Annotated in this window: 15 protein-coding genes; 10 read left to right on the top strand and 5 right to left on the bottom strand. The window is 45.8% G+C overall.

Going from position 1 to position 17,032, the window contains the following annotated elements; all coding sequences use genetic code 11:
• From RN22_RS12805 to RN22_RS12790, 4 genes are all read left to right on the top strand, one after another.
• On the top strand, positions 1 to 613 hold a 613-nt coding region (locus tag RN22_RS12805), incomplete at its 5' end, for a GNAT family N-acetyltransferase (protein WP_156168204.1).
• Positions 614 to 651: 38 nt separating this feature from the next.
• Positions 652 to 1,089 carry a GNAT family N-acetyltransferase gene (locus RN22_RS12800; RefSeq protein WP_046304805.1) on the top strand — a complete coding sequence of 146 codons (438 nt, stop codon included), beginning with the start codon at positions 652 to 654 and terminating at the stop codon, positions 1,087 to 1,089.
• A gap of 545 nt (positions 1,090 to 1,634) precedes the next feature.
• Positions 1,635 to 3,968 (top strand): calcium-binding protein, encoded by a 2,334-nt coding sequence (locus RN22_RS12795; protein WP_046304803.1) that lies wholly within the window; start codon positions 1,635 to 1,637, stop codon positions 3,966 to 3,968.
• A 306-nt stretch (positions 3,969 to 4,274) separates the two neighbouring features.
• Positions 4,275 to 4,589: a hypothetical protein gene (locus RN22_RS12790; protein ID WP_156168203.1), complete on the top strand. Its 315-nt coding sequence runs from the start codon at positions 4,275 to 4,277 to the stop codon at positions 4,587 to 4,589.
• Between the two features lie 79 nt (positions 4,590 to 4,668).
• Here the strand turns inward: RN22_RS12790 and RN22_RS12785 are convergent, their stop codons facing one another.
• Positions 4,669 to 6,120 (bottom strand): glutathione synthase, encoded by a 1,452-nt coding sequence (locus RN22_RS12785; protein ID WP_046304800.1) that lies wholly within the window; start codon positions 6,118 to 6,120, stop codon positions 4,669 to 4,671.
• 325 nt (positions 6,121 to 6,445) lie between these two features.
• Here RN22_RS12785 and RN22_RS12780 point away from each other — a divergent pair, with 325 nt between their 5' ends.
• A complete protein-coding gene (locus tag RN22_RS12780; RefSeq protein ID WP_046304797.1) occupies positions 6,446 to 7,852 on the top strand; it encodes an alkaline phosphatase in 1,407 nt (468 codons plus the stop codon).
• A 91-nt stretch (positions 7,853 to 7,943) separates the two neighbouring features.
• On the opposite strand, the gene RN22_RS12775 is transcribed toward RN22_RS12780, so the two are convergent.
• The gene (locus tag RN22_RS12775; protein ID WP_046304796.1) at positions 7,944 to 8,837 is read right to left on the bottom strand and encodes a DMT family transporter; all 894 of its coding nucleotides are present in this window, start codon (positions 8,835 to 8,837) and stop codon (positions 7,944 to 7,946) included.
• A gap of 143 nt (positions 8,838 to 8,980) precedes the next feature.
• Here RN22_RS12775 and RN22_RS12770 point away from each other — a divergent pair, with 143 nt between their 5' ends.
• The 3 genes from RN22_RS12770 to RN22_RS12760 all read left to right on the top strand — a co-directional run bounded on the left by RN22_RS12770 (position 8,981) and on the right by RN22_RS12760 (position 10,973).
• Positions 8,981 to 9,907, top strand: a complete 927-nt coding sequence (locus RN22_RS12770) for a LysR substrate-binding domain-containing protein (protein ID WP_046304794.1) — start codon at positions 8,981 to 8,983, stop codon at positions 9,905 to 9,907.
• Positions 9,907 to 10,242, top strand: a complete 336-nt coding sequence (locus RN22_RS12765; RefSeq protein ID WP_052737539.1) for a DMP19 family protein — start codon at positions 9,907 to 9,909, stop codon at positions 10,240 to 10,242. Before RN22_RS12770 ends, RN22_RS12765 begins: the two co-directional genes overlap by 1 nt.
• Positions 10,243 to 10,370: 128 nt before the next feature.
• Positions 10,371 to 10,973, top strand: a complete 603-nt coding sequence (locus RN22_RS12760) for a hypothetical protein (RefSeq protein WP_046304792.1) — start codon at positions 10,371 to 10,373, stop codon at positions 10,971 to 10,973.
• A 459-nt stretch (positions 10,974 to 11,432) separates the two neighbouring features.
• On the opposite strand, the gene RN22_RS12750 is transcribed toward RN22_RS12760, so the two are convergent.
• The 3 genes from RN22_RS12750 to RN22_RS12740 form a co-directional block, all read right to left on the bottom strand.
• Positions 11,433 to 11,996, bottom strand: a complete 564-nt coding sequence (locus tag RN22_RS12750) for a hypothetical protein (RefSeq protein ID WP_046304787.1) — start codon at positions 11,994 to 11,996, stop codon at positions 11,433 to 11,435.
• Positions 11,987 to 12,394, bottom strand: coding sequence for an MAPEG family protein (locus RN22_RS12745; protein ID WP_197076293.1), 408 nt, complete (start codon positions 12,392 to 12,394; stop codon positions 11,987 to 11,989). Before RN22_RS12745 ends, RN22_RS12750 begins: the two co-directional genes overlap by 10 nt.
• Positions 12,395 to 12,794: 400 nt before the next feature.
• Complete coding sequence (locus tag RN22_RS12740) at positions 12,795 to 14,468, bottom strand: hypothetical protein (RefSeq protein WP_046304782.1); 1,674 nt, start codon at positions 14,466 to 14,468, stop codon at positions 12,795 to 12,797.
• 738 nt (positions 14,469 to 15,206) lie between these two features.
• On the opposite strand from RN22_RS12740, the gene RN22_RS24505 reads away from it, so the two are divergent.
• Both RN22_RS24505 and RN22_RS12730 read left to right on the top strand, forming a co-directional pair.
• On the top strand, positions 15,207 to 15,689 hold the full coding sequence (locus RN22_RS24505; protein WP_052737538.1) for a hypothetical protein: 483 nt from the start codon (positions 15,207 to 15,209) through the stop codon (positions 15,687 to 15,689).
• 787 nt (positions 15,690 to 16,476) lie between these two features.
• Positions 16,477 to 16,887: a hypothetical protein gene (locus tag RN22_RS12730; RefSeq protein ID WP_046304780.1), complete on the top strand. Its 411-nt coding sequence runs from the start codon at positions 16,477 to 16,479 to the stop codon at positions 16,885 to 16,887.
• Positions 16,888 to 17,032: the final 145 nt, after the last annotated feature.

Here is a 17,032-nt window from a genome sequence, read left to right as displayed (position 1 = left end):
GCCGCGCCTAAAACGCTTATGGCTAGAACAAAATTTAACCACCAAAAGTCAACAGCCCCTATCCACTCAACAAGGCTCAATAAAAGAAAAATCATTGATGAATGTTTTGGTAAGGAATGCATCGCTCGAGGATGTCAGTAACATTGCCCAAATCCATGTTGACGCATGGATACAGACCTATGAAGGACTCATTCCTGGAGACTACATAAAAGCCCAAACACTCGAAAAGCGTGTAGCTTTGTGGCGTAAAATCATCAGCAAAAATCTCGCACATGTTCTCGTCGCCGAGCAAAACCACAACTTGATTGGTTTCGCGAGTTTTGGACAGGATATTCGTTCCCCGATGCCAAATAGTTATGAATTAACAAGCATCTATTTGTCGCCGAAGGCCACAGGCCGAGGCGTAGGGAAAACTCTCTATAGTGAATGCGAGGAAAGGCTTCAGCATCTTCAAGCTGTATCTGTTTCACTATGGGTACTGGATACAAACCACAGAGCAATTAACTTTTACAACAAGCTTGGTTTTGAAGCGACGGGGAAATCCAACAAAGAACGCAGTGGGAATATCACACTGAATGATTTAGAAATGGTTAAACGGTTAGATATCTCTTGAGAAGCTCGCTGTAAAACAGCGAACCAAAAGGAACTGCAATGCAAATTACCCTCCGCAAAGCCAATCAATCTGACATGGGCTTTCTTTTCGAACTCAGAGACCTGACGATGCGAAAGTACCTTGAACAGGTTGGAATGCCAACGTCCAGAGAGAATTACGAAGCACGAATTCGCTACCAGTTCGACTGCGCAAAGATCATCGAGTATTCAGGCAAGCCGATTGGTTTGATAAAAGCCGCGTATTGTTTAGAGACCAATATGTGGAAGCTGATTCAGATCCAGGTTCACCCTGACTATCAAGGCAGGGGTATTGGAGAGAGTGTAATTAAAAACCTATTGGGTGTTGCTAAAGAAACCAACTCGACTGTGCAATTAAGTGTTATCAAAACCAATCCAGCACAGCAACTCTACTCAAAGCTCGGCTTTATTCGTATTGATGAACTTGAACAAGAATTCATAATGATATGTAAGCCATAATTCGTGTTCATCTCTCTTATTAGTGCTTTTTATTGACCTAGCCACACAACCCTAACCAACTCGAATTTGAAGCAATTTCTAAATTCAAGCTTACAATTCTTTTATACACTTGACTTCCACCTCAAAAAAACCACCAAATTATTCACCCAATCAAAGCGACACCCCCACTTTTACTGCATGGAATAATAGGCATAAAAATCAACTGAACTAGCGGAAGAAAAAGCCTACCCCTACAATATGTTATCTCTATATAGACTCTATGGCGACCAGAAATCCAACCTCAATGAGTCATGAAACATTTTAATTTACCCACTTATATAGACAAGCAACTATAATCTCCGCCATTGATTAAAATAAATTATCATCGCCGATTAGAATAAGTTATCACCTTTGAAATTTTCAAATTCATAATTTATAACTCAATGCTTTATTAATGAAACACAAATGAATTTAAAACCTAGATCTTAAAATAAAAGATAGACTTTCCCACCTCGATTGTTAATTTAAACCTTCTACATCAGGACAATAATAATCAGGAAGAAAATATGTCTTCAACTATGTTGGATTCTACAGATAAATCATCGAAAACCAGTGATGAGACTTCAGCGCAAACACAATTTCTCTATTCAGCGGATACCATACTCTCTCAGTCCGGTACTGAAGGTGCCGATGCCATCGAAGGCACCGATGGTAACGATTTCTTATATGGGCTCGGTGGCTCTGATTTACTATCTGGTAATGCTGGAGATGACTTTATTGATGGTGGATCAGGCCACGATAGCATTCGCGGTGGGTCAGGAAATGACCAAGCTTATGGCGGCGAAGGAAATGACCAAATCACAAACAGCGAAAAGGCTGTCGGCGGTGCGGGCAACGACATGTTAATCGGCAATGTCGACGCTAGCTACACTTTGATAGGCGGTGCTGGCAGAGATTGGATTGAAGGTTATGGAAACGACACGCTCCGCGGTGGTTCAGATAACGACGTTCTGATCAGCCTAGGGAACCAGGACAAGGCATTAGGTGGCACGGGAGACGACGCGTTACTTGTTGTCGGCAGCCTCGGTCAGGGCACCCGCCTTTGGGGCGGTGATGGTAATGACTTACTGGCTGGTAACCACAACGACCAACTGCTGTTTGGAGGTTCTGGAAGTGATACTTTCTTCTTTGGAGCTAACGTATTAAATAGAGATTTGTACTTTACCTTAGAAAAAGGTAGCGATATTTCGATAAGCTCAGGCCACGATCGAATTGTTGATTTCGAACTCGATAAAGACGTGATCAGTATCGATAATCAAATTGCCTCGGATTTTAGCGAACTGACGATCGACCAGGTGGGTATGACTACTGTCATCACGCTTTCTGAAGATTCGACAATCACGTTAAATAACACTGATGCGACCTCTCTGACTTCCGCTCACTTTTCATTTAATGACGCCATCGATCACAGTGGTATGGTGAGCTATTCACAAAATGCCATTGATAGGTTCTTAGCATTTCGCTCAACCGACAATCAATTCGTCGAAACTCAGTCAGGGATTAGTGGCCCCAGAGAATTCCGTTACACAGATGCAGGTGACGGTAATGATGCGCGTTTTGCAAGCGACGTCTCTACTGGCGGTTTAGGGGAAGACACTTTCGTGTTTAATGTTGAGGGTGGTGACAATTCGCCGCAGTATATCACCGACTTTCAACCCGGTATCGATCATCTTCGATTTGATGCCGACCCCGATCTAGAAGGTTTGAATGTTGACGCCTCATCATATGCCATTGATGTTACTCAGGATGGTGATAATACGATTGTGTCGTTAAATGGAAAAGAGACTGTTCTGATGGGTGTAGATGCGTCAGATTTCTCCATCGAACGTGACATTTCCTTCAACATATCAGCTCCACAGTACAGCGGCCTTCCTCAGCAAAATAATGTTTTTGTCGGAGGGAATGGTGATGACGCACTCAATGGCTATGACGGTAATGACAGGCTGAGTGGTGGTAGTGGTGATGACATACTCATCGGCGGTGAACATGGCGACGTCCTAAAAGGAGAGGATGGAAACGATATTCTTGTCGCGGGACCAGATAACTCCAGTGGTTACAACAACGATATATTGAATGGCGGGAACGGTGATGACCAGCTTTACGCTGGCTTGGGTAGTGATACCTTAACAGGTGGTCAAGGTGCAGATACTTTCTACATCGGAGCTTGGAATGCCTCCACCACGGGGGTTGGTAATACAGAGTTTGTTGTCACCACATGGCGTTACGGCGACTATGACCATACAATCCGAGATTTCAACGCCACTGAAGACGCTTTGGTGATTTCTTATCGCGTTTTCGGAACCCAAGACATTGATCTGTCCTCATTGCAATTCGCTCAATCTGGTTCTGACACTGTCATCGATATCGCCGAAGGTCATTCTGTGACACTACTGAATACAGATATCTCGGAATTAACCTCTGCGAATACTGAATTCTTCCTGAACGGCAATAACGTTGTTGGTACTGACCTCAATGACCATATTGAAGGGAGTGGTGTGTTAGATGGAGGAAAAGGCAATGATACGCTGCAAGGAACCTGGAGCAATGACTTACTGACAGGTGGTGAAGGTAGCGACACCTTCATGTTCCATCATACGACACAGTTCGAGAACGACTTCGGGCACGACTCCATTACAGATTTTGACGTGAATGAAGACTTCATTGCATTCAAGCTTCATGAAGCAACACTGGATTACAGCCAGCTTCAAATCTCTCAGCAAGGCACCGACACTGTCATCGAAGCAACGGTAGATAACGCTTCGAATGACGGATCATTTACCATCACACTCAGTAATACAGACGCTGCGTACCTAACAGAAGATCACTTTATATTCGGTTAATCCGTGAACCTAACTTTGAGGTCATTTAGGAAAATCCCACGCGATCGCGTGGGATTTTTTATGTGCGTCGAAGTCATTAGCCAAAACAACAAAGAATTCATCATGGCGTTCAGGCCATAAAACGAATTTGACTCCCTATTTCCTGCCCCTTCATACACTCACTTAACAACGCAACACCATCTAGCTCGCAATTGGCGTGCTTTAAAATCTAAGCCTCATATTCTTCTATACACTGCCCTCCCATCTTACTGGGACGAATGGTCACTCTCGAACCGATTTGCTCTCTTTGCCATGGAATCAAAAGGCGTGAATAAATTGAATGGATTAACAGTAGATAAAATAGTTGTTATCACGAGCTGTGCAGTTTTGCTTTTGACTGTTTTCTTGCTGGGTTCACCGAGTAGCGACCATTTGAATGCTGCCCAATCTGGTTCTCCCAAGACAGAAGCTTGGGGGGTAGAGCTGTTGGATGTAAAGACAACGCCAATTGAATCTCAGCTGGACTCAACTCCCGCGATCAAAGCTTCTAACAATGTGCATCAACAATTCGTATTTGAATCAGAAAAGACATTGTCTCATCCAGACAACCTTGATACCGAGATGAGGCTAGCCAACCAATAGGATGCTCTGCACAAAACCATCCTTTGAACATTTGCTGTTTGTATTTCCTCTAGCCTTAAGACACGGGATAAAGAACCATTTAGGCTGACTGGTTGGTAGCACTAAACACCAACGAATCCAGCGCGCCCATGCCACTGTGAACGCCGCCTTCTGTCACTTTGGAGGATTTGCTGCGGATGAGGTATCCGGCATAGCCGCCATTATCAACAACAGGCTCTCCATTCAGGTGCACGGTAAACAAGCCGATTTCACTGATCAAATCATCCACCACATAGATTTCGCCTTTGCGCACCAAATGCGCAGGCTGAACTCTTGGCTTTGGGTGGAGACGACGCATCAATGCCCAGGCTTGGTATTCCTGTGGGTCGAGCGTTTTTAGCTTGGCGACAATGTCATCACCGAATACACAATGCCCGCCCCCTTCTCCCTGATTTTTCAGTACCCAGTCATCCACATCGCTTTCCGCCACAAGCTGCGCGCTGCTCTCGTCAACCGCGACCATCTCACCGAGGAAATGCTTTACAGTCTGTGCTTCTTCTTCCGTCAGCCCGAACTGCATCAAGGATTCTGCAGATGCTGAGGAAAGTAGCATTTGAACACGTTTGCTGGTCGCCAATTGCTGGCTAACCGTCGCGTTTACCGCCACATGGTGCTTTTCAATCATCACGCGGGTTTGGGACAGCGCTTCACAGCAGGCGACATCAATGATGTCATGTGCCACATAATCACTGAACTGATAGCCCGCCCGCAGGTAAACACAATCAATCGGACCAATCCCGTCTAACAATAAGCGATGCCCTTTACCGGTAAACAGACCATCATAGAGTTCACGGAAGGTACGACGCACAGTTCTTATTCCGCGGGCTTGCAGTGCATGTTCCAGTAAGTGTTGGTCATACACATTGTCTTCATGATCTTGCACCACCATCAAAAAGGTTGGCCTTCCCTCGTCGCCAAAGTGCGATTTGATTGATTTGGTTGCCGTCGCGACGCCGTCTGCCAGCCCTTCCAAAGCGCGGTTTTCCACCAACTCCCCGTGTTTCTCAGCCGCCCATTCTTCGTAAGGCGCGGGCCATTGAACCGTTAGATAATCATGCAATTCATGGATTCGCTGACCAAACGGCCCCATACCCGCTGCAATACCATTGAACTCCACCAGCTTCGGACCCAGTTCTGCGTCATCCATAAAATCACTACGCATCATGAGCAGCGGTACCCTTCGGGCAGGCTCATCACCTTGGTGAATTTGCTGATGCATTTTCAGCAGTGCACGGAAAAAGATATTGCCCGTCGTAATAGGCGAAATCGCGTGATGAAGAAAATGCGAATCTTCCGACACCGCATGCACCAGTTTGCCCAGCAAGTGAACGGAAGAGGTCAGATGCTCATAGCGGGATTGATCAATAGCCGTCGGCGTAAGGGTAAATGCAGGATGCCTTGCAGAATCCGCAGTTTGTTTGAGTGCCATACCATGGGTTAAGGCCCATTCAACCGCTTCATCTTTCGCTTTTTCAGTATTTCTGTATGCCATGAATTTGCCCCGGCTTATCAACGCGCCGCGCAGAACTGGCGGCTATTACCCCGTTATTTGTTCCACCAACGCATAATTCAAGGCCTCAGATTTCGCTCCCTGTTCAAGTGCATGAAATCTAGGCAAGTGTTTCATACTCGCAAGTCGCTTTATCTTTTCCTTTGCGTTTTTCCATAGTCGATCTGTCACCACTTTATCCCTTATGTGGCACGTTATAGTCGTGTATATGCCTTCTTGGGCGCTCAACACAAACTTCGTATACACCCCCAATTAGCCAGGGGCATCACCACTTAATAAGAACAATATCAACCACTGGAGATAAGCAATGACGTCAATCAATAAACTCACGGTCGGCCCCATTGTCGGTCACGTAGACGAAAACACGGCCCGTATATTTGGCCGTGCAGACCACCAGAAACTTGATAACGGACAGCCAAGGCGAGCCTTTGGTGTAGCGCGAATACGTAAAGCAGGCAGCAGCTTCCGCTCTCCTTCCATCTTCAAAATGAACCCAAACTTCGATATGACTGGGATAGCCGTCTTTCAGGACTTAGAGCCTGACACCAAATACATCTACCAGGTTGGCTGGGTCTTCTCTGATAAAGAACTCGATGAATTCAAAGCATCCACAAAGTGGGATTGGAAAGATGCAGACCAAGGCGAATTCCAAACCGCCAGCAACGATATCCATGCGCCAAAACAATTTGTCTTCGGCTCATGCCGTTACCTATTGCGCCTCTTTGGTGGAAGTTGGTTTGATAATCGTGGCGACAAAACATTCCGATCGATTTTAAAGCAGATGGAAGATGGGGAATCGGTCGACAGATTTTTGATGGTCGGCGACCAAATCTACGCCGATGACCTGAACTTTATCAGCCCCGATGAATGTGTCGACCAGTACCTTGCGCGTTATCGAGATGCCTTCAGCCAAGAGCACATTCGAAAACTGATGAGCTCCGTCCCGACATACATGACGCTGGATGATCATGAAATTGAAGACAACTGGCCGAGCAAAGCCACTTCAAAAGATATGACGACCAAATACCCTGCTGCCATCCACTCCTATCAGATTTATCAGATGAGCCACAGTCCGCTGCTCTCCATTAACAACGATGGAAAACTGTCTGGCTCAACAGAGCGATATTACTATGCCTTCCAGGACGGCTGCTGTGATTTCTTCGTGACAGACACCCGCACTGAGCGGGACCCAGAAGATGAAGAGATGATAAGTGAAGCACAAATGGACGCACTGTTGGCTTGGTTGGCGGATGGCTCTGGTCGCGTAAAATTCGTCGCGACCTCTGTCCCCTTCTTCCCGGACTTAAAGAAAGAAAACGACGACAAATGGAGCGCCTACAGACAGCAACGCGACCAAATCATCAACTGCATCCGCGACAACAATGTGCAGAAAGTCGTATTTCTCGCGGGTGATGTCCACTGCTCCATGTCTGCTGAGCTCAATATCGCCCAGCCCGGTGAACCACCATTAAACATCTATTCCATTATTTCTTCGGCCTTCTATTGGCCATATCCGCACATGAAACGGAGCAAGTTCAAACTCAAAGGCTCCGTTGCTTCTTCCACTGATGACAACGCCTATCCGTTAGGTGCCGTTTCTGATGTTTACTCGGGCGATAACTTCACCAAAGTGAGCGTGACTCAGGATCGCATCCAAATTCGGGTTTACGAGCGCAAAGGCGATTTGAAAAGCGCGATGGAATTTGTTTTCTAATTACCACTAAAACGCCTGGCTCGAATCACTCTGATTAACCACAAGGGATAATATTGTCCCTTGTGGTTATTAAGCCAACGTCCGAAGCCAATCAGCAGGTCTGCGCTTTCCGCCACCACTGGAACGGTCGAATATTTCGGTTCATTGCAAAACCCGCGAAGAGAATGGCTGCCATGCCGAGCGACATCAGTGGCGTGATGGCGTTGCCATAAACCAGATAATCGACAATCACGGTCGCGACGGGATACACATAGGCCAGCACTGCAATCATTGGGGTTTCCAGCTTCTGGAATGCGCCATAAAGCAAAATGTACATTACTGCCGTCTGCAAGAATCCCAGTGCCGCCAACCAATACCAATGATCGCCTGCTGCTGGCACTTCCTGAACGGGCGCGAAAGTCGCCATCATCAATGTGCCGAGCGCCAAGTGCACGGTCGCAATCAAGTGCGGTTTGATGTGGCTCAACTGGCGGGTGATCAGGGTGGTTATCGCATACAACACAGCTGCTACCATGGCGCTGCCAATCCCCCAGAGCAGGTTTTCACTCCAACCGCTGGAGAACGGATCCACAATCATCAACACGCCAGAAAACGCGACCAGCACCCAAAACCAGTTGTGCGCCTCAAACCGCTCACGCAAAAACAGCGCCGCAATCAACAACACAAAAATGGGTTGGGTGTGATACGCCACCGTCGTCACCCCAATCGGTGCGAAGCTGAAAGAGGTGAACAGAAAACACCAATTCAGTACCAGAGTGACGCCACCTGCCAGCATCAACAGCCACTCTTTCGCTGTGACCTTCGAAGCATTCAGATAACCGCGTACCCAAGCGTAAAAGCCGAGAAACATGAATCCAAACAGGCAGCGATAAAACACCGCATTGAGCGCTGATTGCCCCGATTCATACACAAACACGCCGATGGTGCTCGAAAGCATCATCGCCAGAATCATTTCTACTTTACCGATAGTATTTGGCTGCATCATTTCGTCTCCTTGTGCTCGCTTCGCCTGTGTGCGAGCATCATGAAGACGTTAACGGCAAAGCGCCTTTCGCGATATTTATCATAGTTAACGGGCATTAAGCGCAGCTAAACACCTGCTATCGCAAAGGATGACGAGGAAGAAAAATGGACGAGAGCAAGTTTCAGGATATTCCACCGATGAACGCCATGGTGTCGTTTGATGCCGTGATAAAAAGCGGCACCATCGCTGGCGCAGGACAGATGCTTAACCTCACTTCTTCGGCTGTCAGCCAGCGCATCAAACAGCTGGAATCCTGGTTTCGTGCGCCATTGTTTCATCGCAACGGAGGCAAACTGGAACTGACAGATATCGGCCGCCAACTTGCAGCATCCAGCACCACCGCTTTCGACCAACTGCTCGCCACCACTCACCAAATTCGTTCTGCCGCTGCCAGCAGTGAAATTACCATTAGTGCTATTTCATCCTTCGCCTATTTGCGGTTGATGGAAGCCCTACCCGACTTCTACGCCGCCTGCCCAGACCTCAGCCTGACGCTGGACGCCAACAACAGCAAAGTCGACTTCCGTGCTCAATCTCTCGACCTTGCCATTCGCTATACCTATCAGCCTTATGATGAAGGCTTAGTGTTCGAAAAAATCGCCGACGAAGAGATCTTCCCCTGCGTCAGCCCTGAATTGTTGGAGCGCGTCCAAAGCGACGATTTAAAAACGCTGCTTGACCATTCCGCCATGATTATCGATTCCAGCCCACAGTTGGTGAACGTCCAACCCGGCTGGCAACAATGGCTCAGTAAATTCGAAGACTTCGACGTAGAAGGCTACAAAAGCCTGAGATTCAACGAATACCAATACGCCCAAAAAACAGCCATTGAAGGGCACGGCGTATTGTTCGCCCGCAGCGTATTGGCAGAATCCGCCATTGCCAGCGGAGAGTTGATAAGAATCGGCGAACACTCCATGCCTTCAGCTTCCAGCTACTACTTGGTTTCAAGAAAAGACGTGCCACTAAAACCACCCGCGCGCGAGTTCGCCAAATGGTTCAGGGAGTGGTTTGAGATGAAGGAAGTCTGATGAAAGCACCCTCAATTGCCGACCTGATTGATGAGTTGGAAAGAGAAGTCAACAACGGCGGATTCGACCAATTCTTCTTCAATTCCGCGGGCGATTTCACCCAAGAAACCATTGCTGCTCTTGAATGTATCAACGCTCACCATACAGCAAACCTCTTAAAACAAGCCGCTATGCGGTTCCCCAAGGGAATGCCATCTAGCAACCGTTTTGAACGTCAGGAAGAATTAGAAAGTATCAGCGAAGGGTTCGGTGATTTAGACAACGCCTTCTATGAATACAAGGACGATATTTCAGGGCTGTTGAAACAATATCAGTCGACAGTCAGTAAGACGTAACGCGTCGCAAATATCTCTTCTAACCCAGCCGCGAGATGACCCCACTCGTACTTCAACTCACCAGTAAGTGACTATTTTTTAAGCCAAACCCATATTGGTGAAACCACACACAATATAGGTTTTTTATTATGAATCTCATCAACAACAAGCGCTTTTTAAACGGCGCTATCCTTCTCACGACGTTACTCTTTGCGGTATTAGTGGCACCACTCGCTCAAACCGCAGATGGCATTAAGGGCAAGAACCTGCTTGATGTTGCGAGTTGGAAAGCGGCGACAGACAGCTTTGGCTCCAGTTTCCGAGCGGCGGATCCTCTGATTCAAGATGGTGAGATTCAAGTCGAGTTCACCTTGTCGGCCAAACAAGAAGGGAAAAACTGGCCGTTCGTGGAATTAATTTGCGCGACAGATACTGCGCTTTCCGGCGTGACAGTGGTAGAGATCACTTACCGCTCTGAGTCAGACGTTTCAGTGAAGTTTTCTCAGTCAGACTTCGGTTCAAGTGGCGATGGTTCCTACGCGCACTATCAAACCGTTATCCCGGCTTCTGAACAATGGACGACGGTTCAACTGAACGCCGATGACTTCCAACAACCTAGCTGGGCGCCAGAAAGCACCAAGAAAATTGCGCTGAACCTGAATAACGTTCAAGACATCTATCTCTCGCCGAGACTGAACTTTAAAACCGGTGAAACCAGCAACATCTGGATTAAGAGTCTTCGCGTACTTTAATCGCCGGGCATTATTCGCCAAGAGCTAACAACTCTGAACCCCAAGCGCTGCTCATTCGTTTCTACACGGGCAGCGCTTTTGTTTTCATCAGATCAGTGGGATCCAGGAACTTAAATCCTTACTCGTATGCCCCTGGTATTTATCTGGTCTTTTAACAGCGCGATAGTTGGAGTGGAAACTGAGAGACGCAGGAATAATGGCGAGGCTGACTAGCCACAACACCAGATCATCCGAGGACAGGAAAAGGCAAAACCCCAGAGACAAGGATGCCATTACGAACATTCCTACGTCGCACCACATCAAGAATTTCTTCATTTTCACGAATTGCGCCCAGTCATCGATGATCCAATCATTTGAGAATTCATGACATGTCGGACAAACGCCTGTGTGGGGTAATGTCTCGGTATCGCTTTCACACTCAGGGCAACGGGCTTTCACTAAAATTCCTCCCTACTGTCCTTAACCATCACGGCGCAGATAAATATTCAGCACAATCAACAGCAGCAAAAACAACGGGAAGCCGATAAAGCCAAACCGCTTGTCGGTGTCGGCCTGTTCTTCAAATTCTGATTGAGTACGATATTGATAAATCACAGTATCTGCTAACGCGATTTGCGCGACCATGTTCGACAGTTGCGGATAACCGAAATACGGACATTGTGTAATGGAAACGGTCTGCCCTTTTCTGGCTTTCAGCTGATTTCTGTCACCAGCCCAATAACCCAGGTTGCCGTCAATGGTCATAGAAAAGGTTTGCTGGCTTTTCGCCAAATCCAAAACATCTGTGTTTTTTGGGGTGCGGTAATCTCGCAGTTCATAGTCTGTGGTTTCGCACTGCTCAATCGGCAAGTAGTCAGAAACCAGAATATGAGGTGTCGCCAGTGGGTAAGAACAGATGGCGATACCTATCACCAACACAATCGAGGCCCCAAACCATAAAGGACTTCGTTTGTCTTTCGGTACACTGAACATCAGGTAGCTGACGATAACGCCAACCACCAGTGAAACAATAATTAGCCCCAACCTTTAATCCCCGCAATGAACATGCCCAGCAAGCCTACCAAGCTGATAACAAAGGCTACGCTGCGGCCGAGTTTTAAGTTTAGGTAGTAGCAGAGCATGTGGAGTACACGTCCGCCGAAATAGATAAATGCACTGGTATTTACCCACTCAGGGTCGGCAGAAGAGAAAATGGCAAACAGAGAGAAAAGGATCAGAATTGCTGCGCTTTCGTTACTGTTTTCAATAGCGCGGGTCGCCCGGAACAAGATGCTCGAATGGCTTGGCTCTATCGGGTAGCCCGGCACACATTTCGCTTTAAGCCGCACCACATCGGCAACCATCAACTGAATGAAAAAGATAAAACCGGTAAGCCCCAATACCAAAACGGTATCGCTGTACGGTTGAACAAAATCCATCATCTCTATCCCTGCATCTGACTGTTAAATATTCAGATTATCAGTCTAAGTACTCTTACACGGTTTAATAGGTAGGCTTGTCGATATTAGTGCTCACATCACTAAAATTGATGGAAATCCCACCAAGATTTTCACACAGCCTCTCTTTACACACTAAGCTACTCCCCCCCATTTTCTTGATGTCACCCGCACACAATGTTGCGAATCTTTGAAGACATTCTCACCTGAAAAGACCTTCCTTTTTCAAAAATATCAACGCGCTGGATAATCACCGCTAACTCGGTTAAAGAATTTACCCAACATGCTGAAAGACTGCGATTTTAAAATCGGCCAGGAGTTTTTCCACTTCCACCTATCAATCAAAAAAGCGACGGTCTCCCGTCGCTTTTTTGTTTCGTGAAACTTACTTGAACTTGATAACCGTTGAGTAGCTATCAGAGTTGGAATAGATGCCAGCTTTGGTATGAAGCTGGCCGTATAGGTTGGCAGAAAGCTCATCGGCAGTGCGTTCCCATTGGGCTAGCTGCTCACCATTTTTCAAAGAAAACTGCTTGAACATATGGCCTTCACCATCCACCTTCGACACATCGTAATAGACGATAGAAGAGTCATCTGCACCGCGCCACCAAGTTCCCTGATCCATCTGACCCAGGTATTCCAAGCGTCCATCGCTGAAGTACAGATAATGATAGTCATTGCTGACATAACCATTGTCTTCACCATCAGTATCAACGCGGGATAAATAGACATTGGGGGCTAACCATTCCACTTTGGTATTCTCGTTATCAGCGATAAAACCCAGTGAAGAGGCGTTATGTTTTTCAATCACCGCATCACGAATAGGGCCTAACATTACATCTTGGAGAACCGTGTAATTTCCGTCTGCATATATCGAGGTCACTTCTCCTACCGCGCGATAGGTTAGCAACTCAGCTTCGTAATAATGATTGTTGTTCAAAAAAGCCGATGGTGCGTCACGCCGGAGCCGTCTGTAAGTACCGCCATCCGTTTTGTCGACCAAAGCCCATCTCCCTATGCCCGCAATCAAGATGTCGTTTTCCCGGGTTAAGACTTCATCAGACGGTATTGCTGGCTGCAGGGTTTTGTCGAGATACGTAATGTTGCCATCGAAGGCGACCAAAGCGACATGCTCACCATCGATATACGCGATATCGTTGTTTTGAAGGGTTGGCGACACACTCACGATTTCGCCCGTTTCGGTGTCGAGGGTAATGTACTTATCGCGAGAGCAGTTTGATACCAGTAAAAGGTTGCCAGCAAACTCTGCTAAGTAGCAAGGGTGAAAACCCTGCTCCGAAGGGTCTGTGTAATCGACGCTGCTGAAATCTTTCTGTTCCCATTGCAGCGTCATGCCCGCCAAATCAAAGCGGGTGCGATGCACTTTGTCAGGTGTTGAATGCTCAATCCCCCCACTTTCATTAATGACCAGCGTGAGATCTGACAAATCCGCGTTTGGCGCTTGCGCATTAATGTAGTCAGCCAGTTTTCTGGAGTCTTCCAGAATCTCTGTAAGCTTGGTATTGGAAGCACCTAACGTTTCACTAAGCAGAAGATTCAAAGATCGGTTAAGCACATGAGCATGATGCTTTTGATTCGCCACAAAATCGCCTGAGATATCATCAGCGCTGATGTTCAATGCGCTCGAAAGTGCCTCCAATGACATATTGTTCAGTTTTGCCAGTGTACTGGTAGGTGTAATCACTGGGCTGTCAGGTGCAGAGATATACTCTTTGTTAAATGCCACCGTTCCTTCTATGTCTGAGTCAGTGGTTTTTCCGGCGATAATTTTAACGATAAGATCGTAGGCTTCATCCCTTTTATCAACCTCAATCTCGCCGTTTGTGTTCGTTGTGCCGAGTAATTCGAAGCTTTCAGCAATCAGGTTGGCATTTCGGTCTACGTAAACCTCAGCGTCACCAAGATACCCATCAATCACGGTATAAGTGGTCGTTTGCGTGGAGGGGGTTCCCCCATCCGTTGAAGAACTCCCGCCTCCGCCGCCACAAGCAGCTAGCGTACCCAGCATCGAAAGTAATACAGCGTTCCTTGCCAACATTCGTATTTCCTTTTTGGTGATTGAATCTAAAAACTGTTGTGCAGCGTTATTCGCCAAAGGTACTGCAGTTATATGACGGATATTTTTCTCGACGAACTGCCTTAACAACAATCCATCTTGAGAATGAGACTTTATCTCACCAGTAATCAACGCGGGTAACAAATTCATTTGTCCTTATTGTTTTTTTGCTAATAGCGTCAGATTTTTACTGTTATCGGTGAGCGACGTGGCTTGTCGGACTTAATGGTGGGGGGATTAGCAATCTTGCAGTATAAATTTGGGGGCATTTCGCCCACCCATTTACTCTCAATTTAAAACCAGTCAATTTTATTGATGAAGATCTCATCAAACGAGCTAACGTGCGAGCGAAATCATGTATGCATATCAGTGCTTAATGGTATATTCACGCCGAAAATTACAGACACTGTATGGCGTGTTGCGTGCCGAGAAGCAAAGGGCGGTAGCGTGGAGAACTAGTACCCCAAGGTCCGTTAGTGTTTAGAATAATTGAGAACTTGAATCGTCTCAGAAAGGCTAATTTTTCTTACGCATTTCCTATGTATATTCATCGAGCCTCCCGGTATTATGCGCATGTTCTATATAAACATTAGCTCTAAGTCAGATAGATATCTTTATTTGAGGAAGCGTTACTATAATAAACTCAGACGTAAATAAGAAATTAATGTACTAGTGATGTTTATTTATTGCCTTTTTTGACGCCAGTAGATTGAGGTGGAAATGATTGAATTATATGATGTATGGGCACCTTCAGTATTCTGGATAATTGCATTATGTCTGTTGTTAGTGGTTTTAATAGTCCCATTTTATAAGTGGAATAAAAGAAAGAGTGTATTAATTATATTATATTCTATTGTTGCTTTCAGCTCCCTATCCTTTTTTGTTCTTGAACATCTTCAGGAAAAAAAGATAAAAAATGAAATATCAGATTTAATTAGTGAAGATAGTGTTATAGCTGAAACTTACGAAGAGTTTGATAATGAATTATTTCTCAAAGCACTAAAGAGTCAGCGATTCGTCCATACCAATAAAACTCGCCCCTTGGAGAAGATGAGTATACATATAGTCAACGCTAAAGGAGAGGTGAAGTTGCAAGTTGCTCAAGATTCCAAGTATCCATATTTGTATTGGGTTTACTATCCAAAATATCAATACAGTAGTGTTAATGAGCTTGGAAAGGTTCGTGTGAAAATGATTGAGTAATGCGCAGCACCTGACACTCTTCATTTCCCTCATTATCAAGAAAAAAACAGGGGCCTTTCAATGCGTTGTCGGAACCGGGGAGAAAGGTTTTATAGGCCTCGTTTCAGAAGTAACAGCAAAGACTCTACATAAATACAACCTCGCCCCCTTCGCCAGCCTAACCCAAACCTGTGCGAGGGAACCAAGGTCAGCATGTAACTGTGCGATTTCATAGTTACCAATGCCTCAGCTCACCACGAATTTACCCACAGTAACTCGCGAAAAATAGTTAAGGGCAATGAGTTCTGTATATGTTGTTCACCCCGTGAATGACACGTATTTTCAGTTGGTTATAGTTTCATCAATTGCCCTGCCGTGCGAGCAAAATCAAGTCTTGTGATGTATAACATATGGTAAATTCACGCCGGAAATTTTAGACAGCGATGGCGTGTTGCGTGCCGAGAAGCGAAGGGCGGTAGCATGACAAGGTTTTGCCCGAAAGTGAGTTAGCGTTTCGACCATCCGAGTGCTCGAATCATCCCACAAAGTACAAATTTTCCTTACGCATTCAACCTGTGCAAATGCACAGTTCAATGTATTTAGTAAAAATGAGCTGGTTTTTAGTACGGGATGCCCGTTTTCTCCCATTTAGGTCAAATCTATAAAGCCTACGTTACTGTATTTATAAAGATTTATGGTGATCTGGCACAAGTGTGCATGGACTAATCGGGCATCCCGGTTTTGTACTAAACGGGCTTTATGCCCGCTAATAAGTTGTTAGGTGTACCCGTAAAGATGAGGAAATACTATGGAAAGTCGAATTCCTTTACCTACAGATAATATTTATAAGTTCTATGCTCTATTTGGCTTGTTGCTGGTTATCTTTGGCCTAGGCGCATTTCTCTATGTGAATCAGTCTACAAACAATCTAATGTATGAAGTTATTGTAGAGCATCAGACTTTAAAAAATATACCTGATCAAGTTCGAACTGTTCAGGAAGAGACTCGCTTTCAGGTTCTTGATAATAAAATCAGAATTGGTAAACAAAATGAGAACTTTTTTAACTCATGCATCGCTTTCATCATAGCTGCTGGTATTTGGATGATCGTATTTGGCTTTAAAACTTGGCATACGATAATTCAACCGCTCCAAGATGAAATAACACGTTTAAATATTAAGAAACTCAAGCAAGAAGTTGGTGAAGAGGAAGACACCTAACAAATTGCTCAACAGGGACTCCTAACGCTTGGCCACTTACATACAAATCAGCTTTAGTGTTTAGGGCATAAATTTTAAGTTGGGTGGTATCGCGTTATCGCCCGTTAGCAAGGCGTTAGGCTACTACCTTCATTCAGAATGATAT

The sequence above is a fragment of the Grimontia sp. AD028 genome (assembly GCF_000973155.1).
GTDB classification, from domain to species: Bacteria; Pseudomonadota; Gammaproteobacteria; order Enterobacterales; family Vibrionaceae; genus Enterovibrio; species Enterovibrio indicus.
Note: the sequence above shows the minus strand (reverse complement) of the source record. Positions and strands in the feature narration are given on the sequence as shown.

Bases quoted from the DNA above. Each gene is read 5' to 3' on its own strand.
- RN22_RS12800 (WP_046304805.1), top strand. From the start codon at position 652: ATGCAAATTACCCTCCGCAAAGCCAATCAATCTGACATGGGCTTTCTT.
- RN22_RS12795 (WP_046304803.1), top strand. From the start codon at position 1,635: ATGTCTTCAACTATGTTGGATTCTACAGATAAATCATCGAAAACCAGT.
- RN22_RS12785 (WP_046304800.1), bottom strand. From the start codon at position 6,120: ATGGCATACAGAAATACTGAAAAAGCGAAAGATGAAGCGGTTGAATGG.
- RN22_RS12780 (WP_046304797.1), top strand. From the start codon at position 6,446: ATGACGTCAATCAATAAACTCACGGTCGGCCCCATTGTCGGTCACGTA.
- RN22_RS12775 (WP_046304796.1), bottom strand. From the start codon at position 8,837: ATGATGCAGCCAAATACTATCGGTAAAGTAGAAATGATTCTGGCGATG.
- RN22_RS12770 (WP_046304794.1), top strand. From the start codon at position 8,981: ATGGACGAGAGCAAGTTTCAGGATATTCCACCGATGAACGCCATGGTG.
- RN22_RS12765 (WP_052737539.1), top strand. From the start codon at position 9,907: ATGAAAGCACCCTCAATTGCCGACCTGATTGATGAGTTGGAAAGAGAA.
- RN22_RS12760 (WP_046304792.1), top strand. From the start codon at position 10,371: ATGAATCTCATCAACAACAAGCGCTTTTTAAACGGCGCTATCCTTCTC.
- RN22_RS12745 (WP_197076293.1), bottom strand. From the start codon at position 12,394: ATGATGGATTTTGTTCAACCGTACAGCGATACCGTTTTGGTATTGGGG.
- RN22_RS12740 (WP_046304782.1), bottom strand. From the start codon at position 14,468: ATGTTGGCAAGGAACGCTGTATTACTTTCGATGCTGGGTACGCTAGCT.
- RN22_RS24505 (WP_052737538.1), top strand. From the start codon at position 15,207: ATGATTGAATTATATGATGTATGGGCACCTTCAGTATTCTGGATAATT.
- RN22_RS12730 (WP_046304780.1), top strand. From the start codon at position 16,477: ATGGAAAGTCGAATTCCTTTACCTACAGATAATATTTATAAGTTCTAT.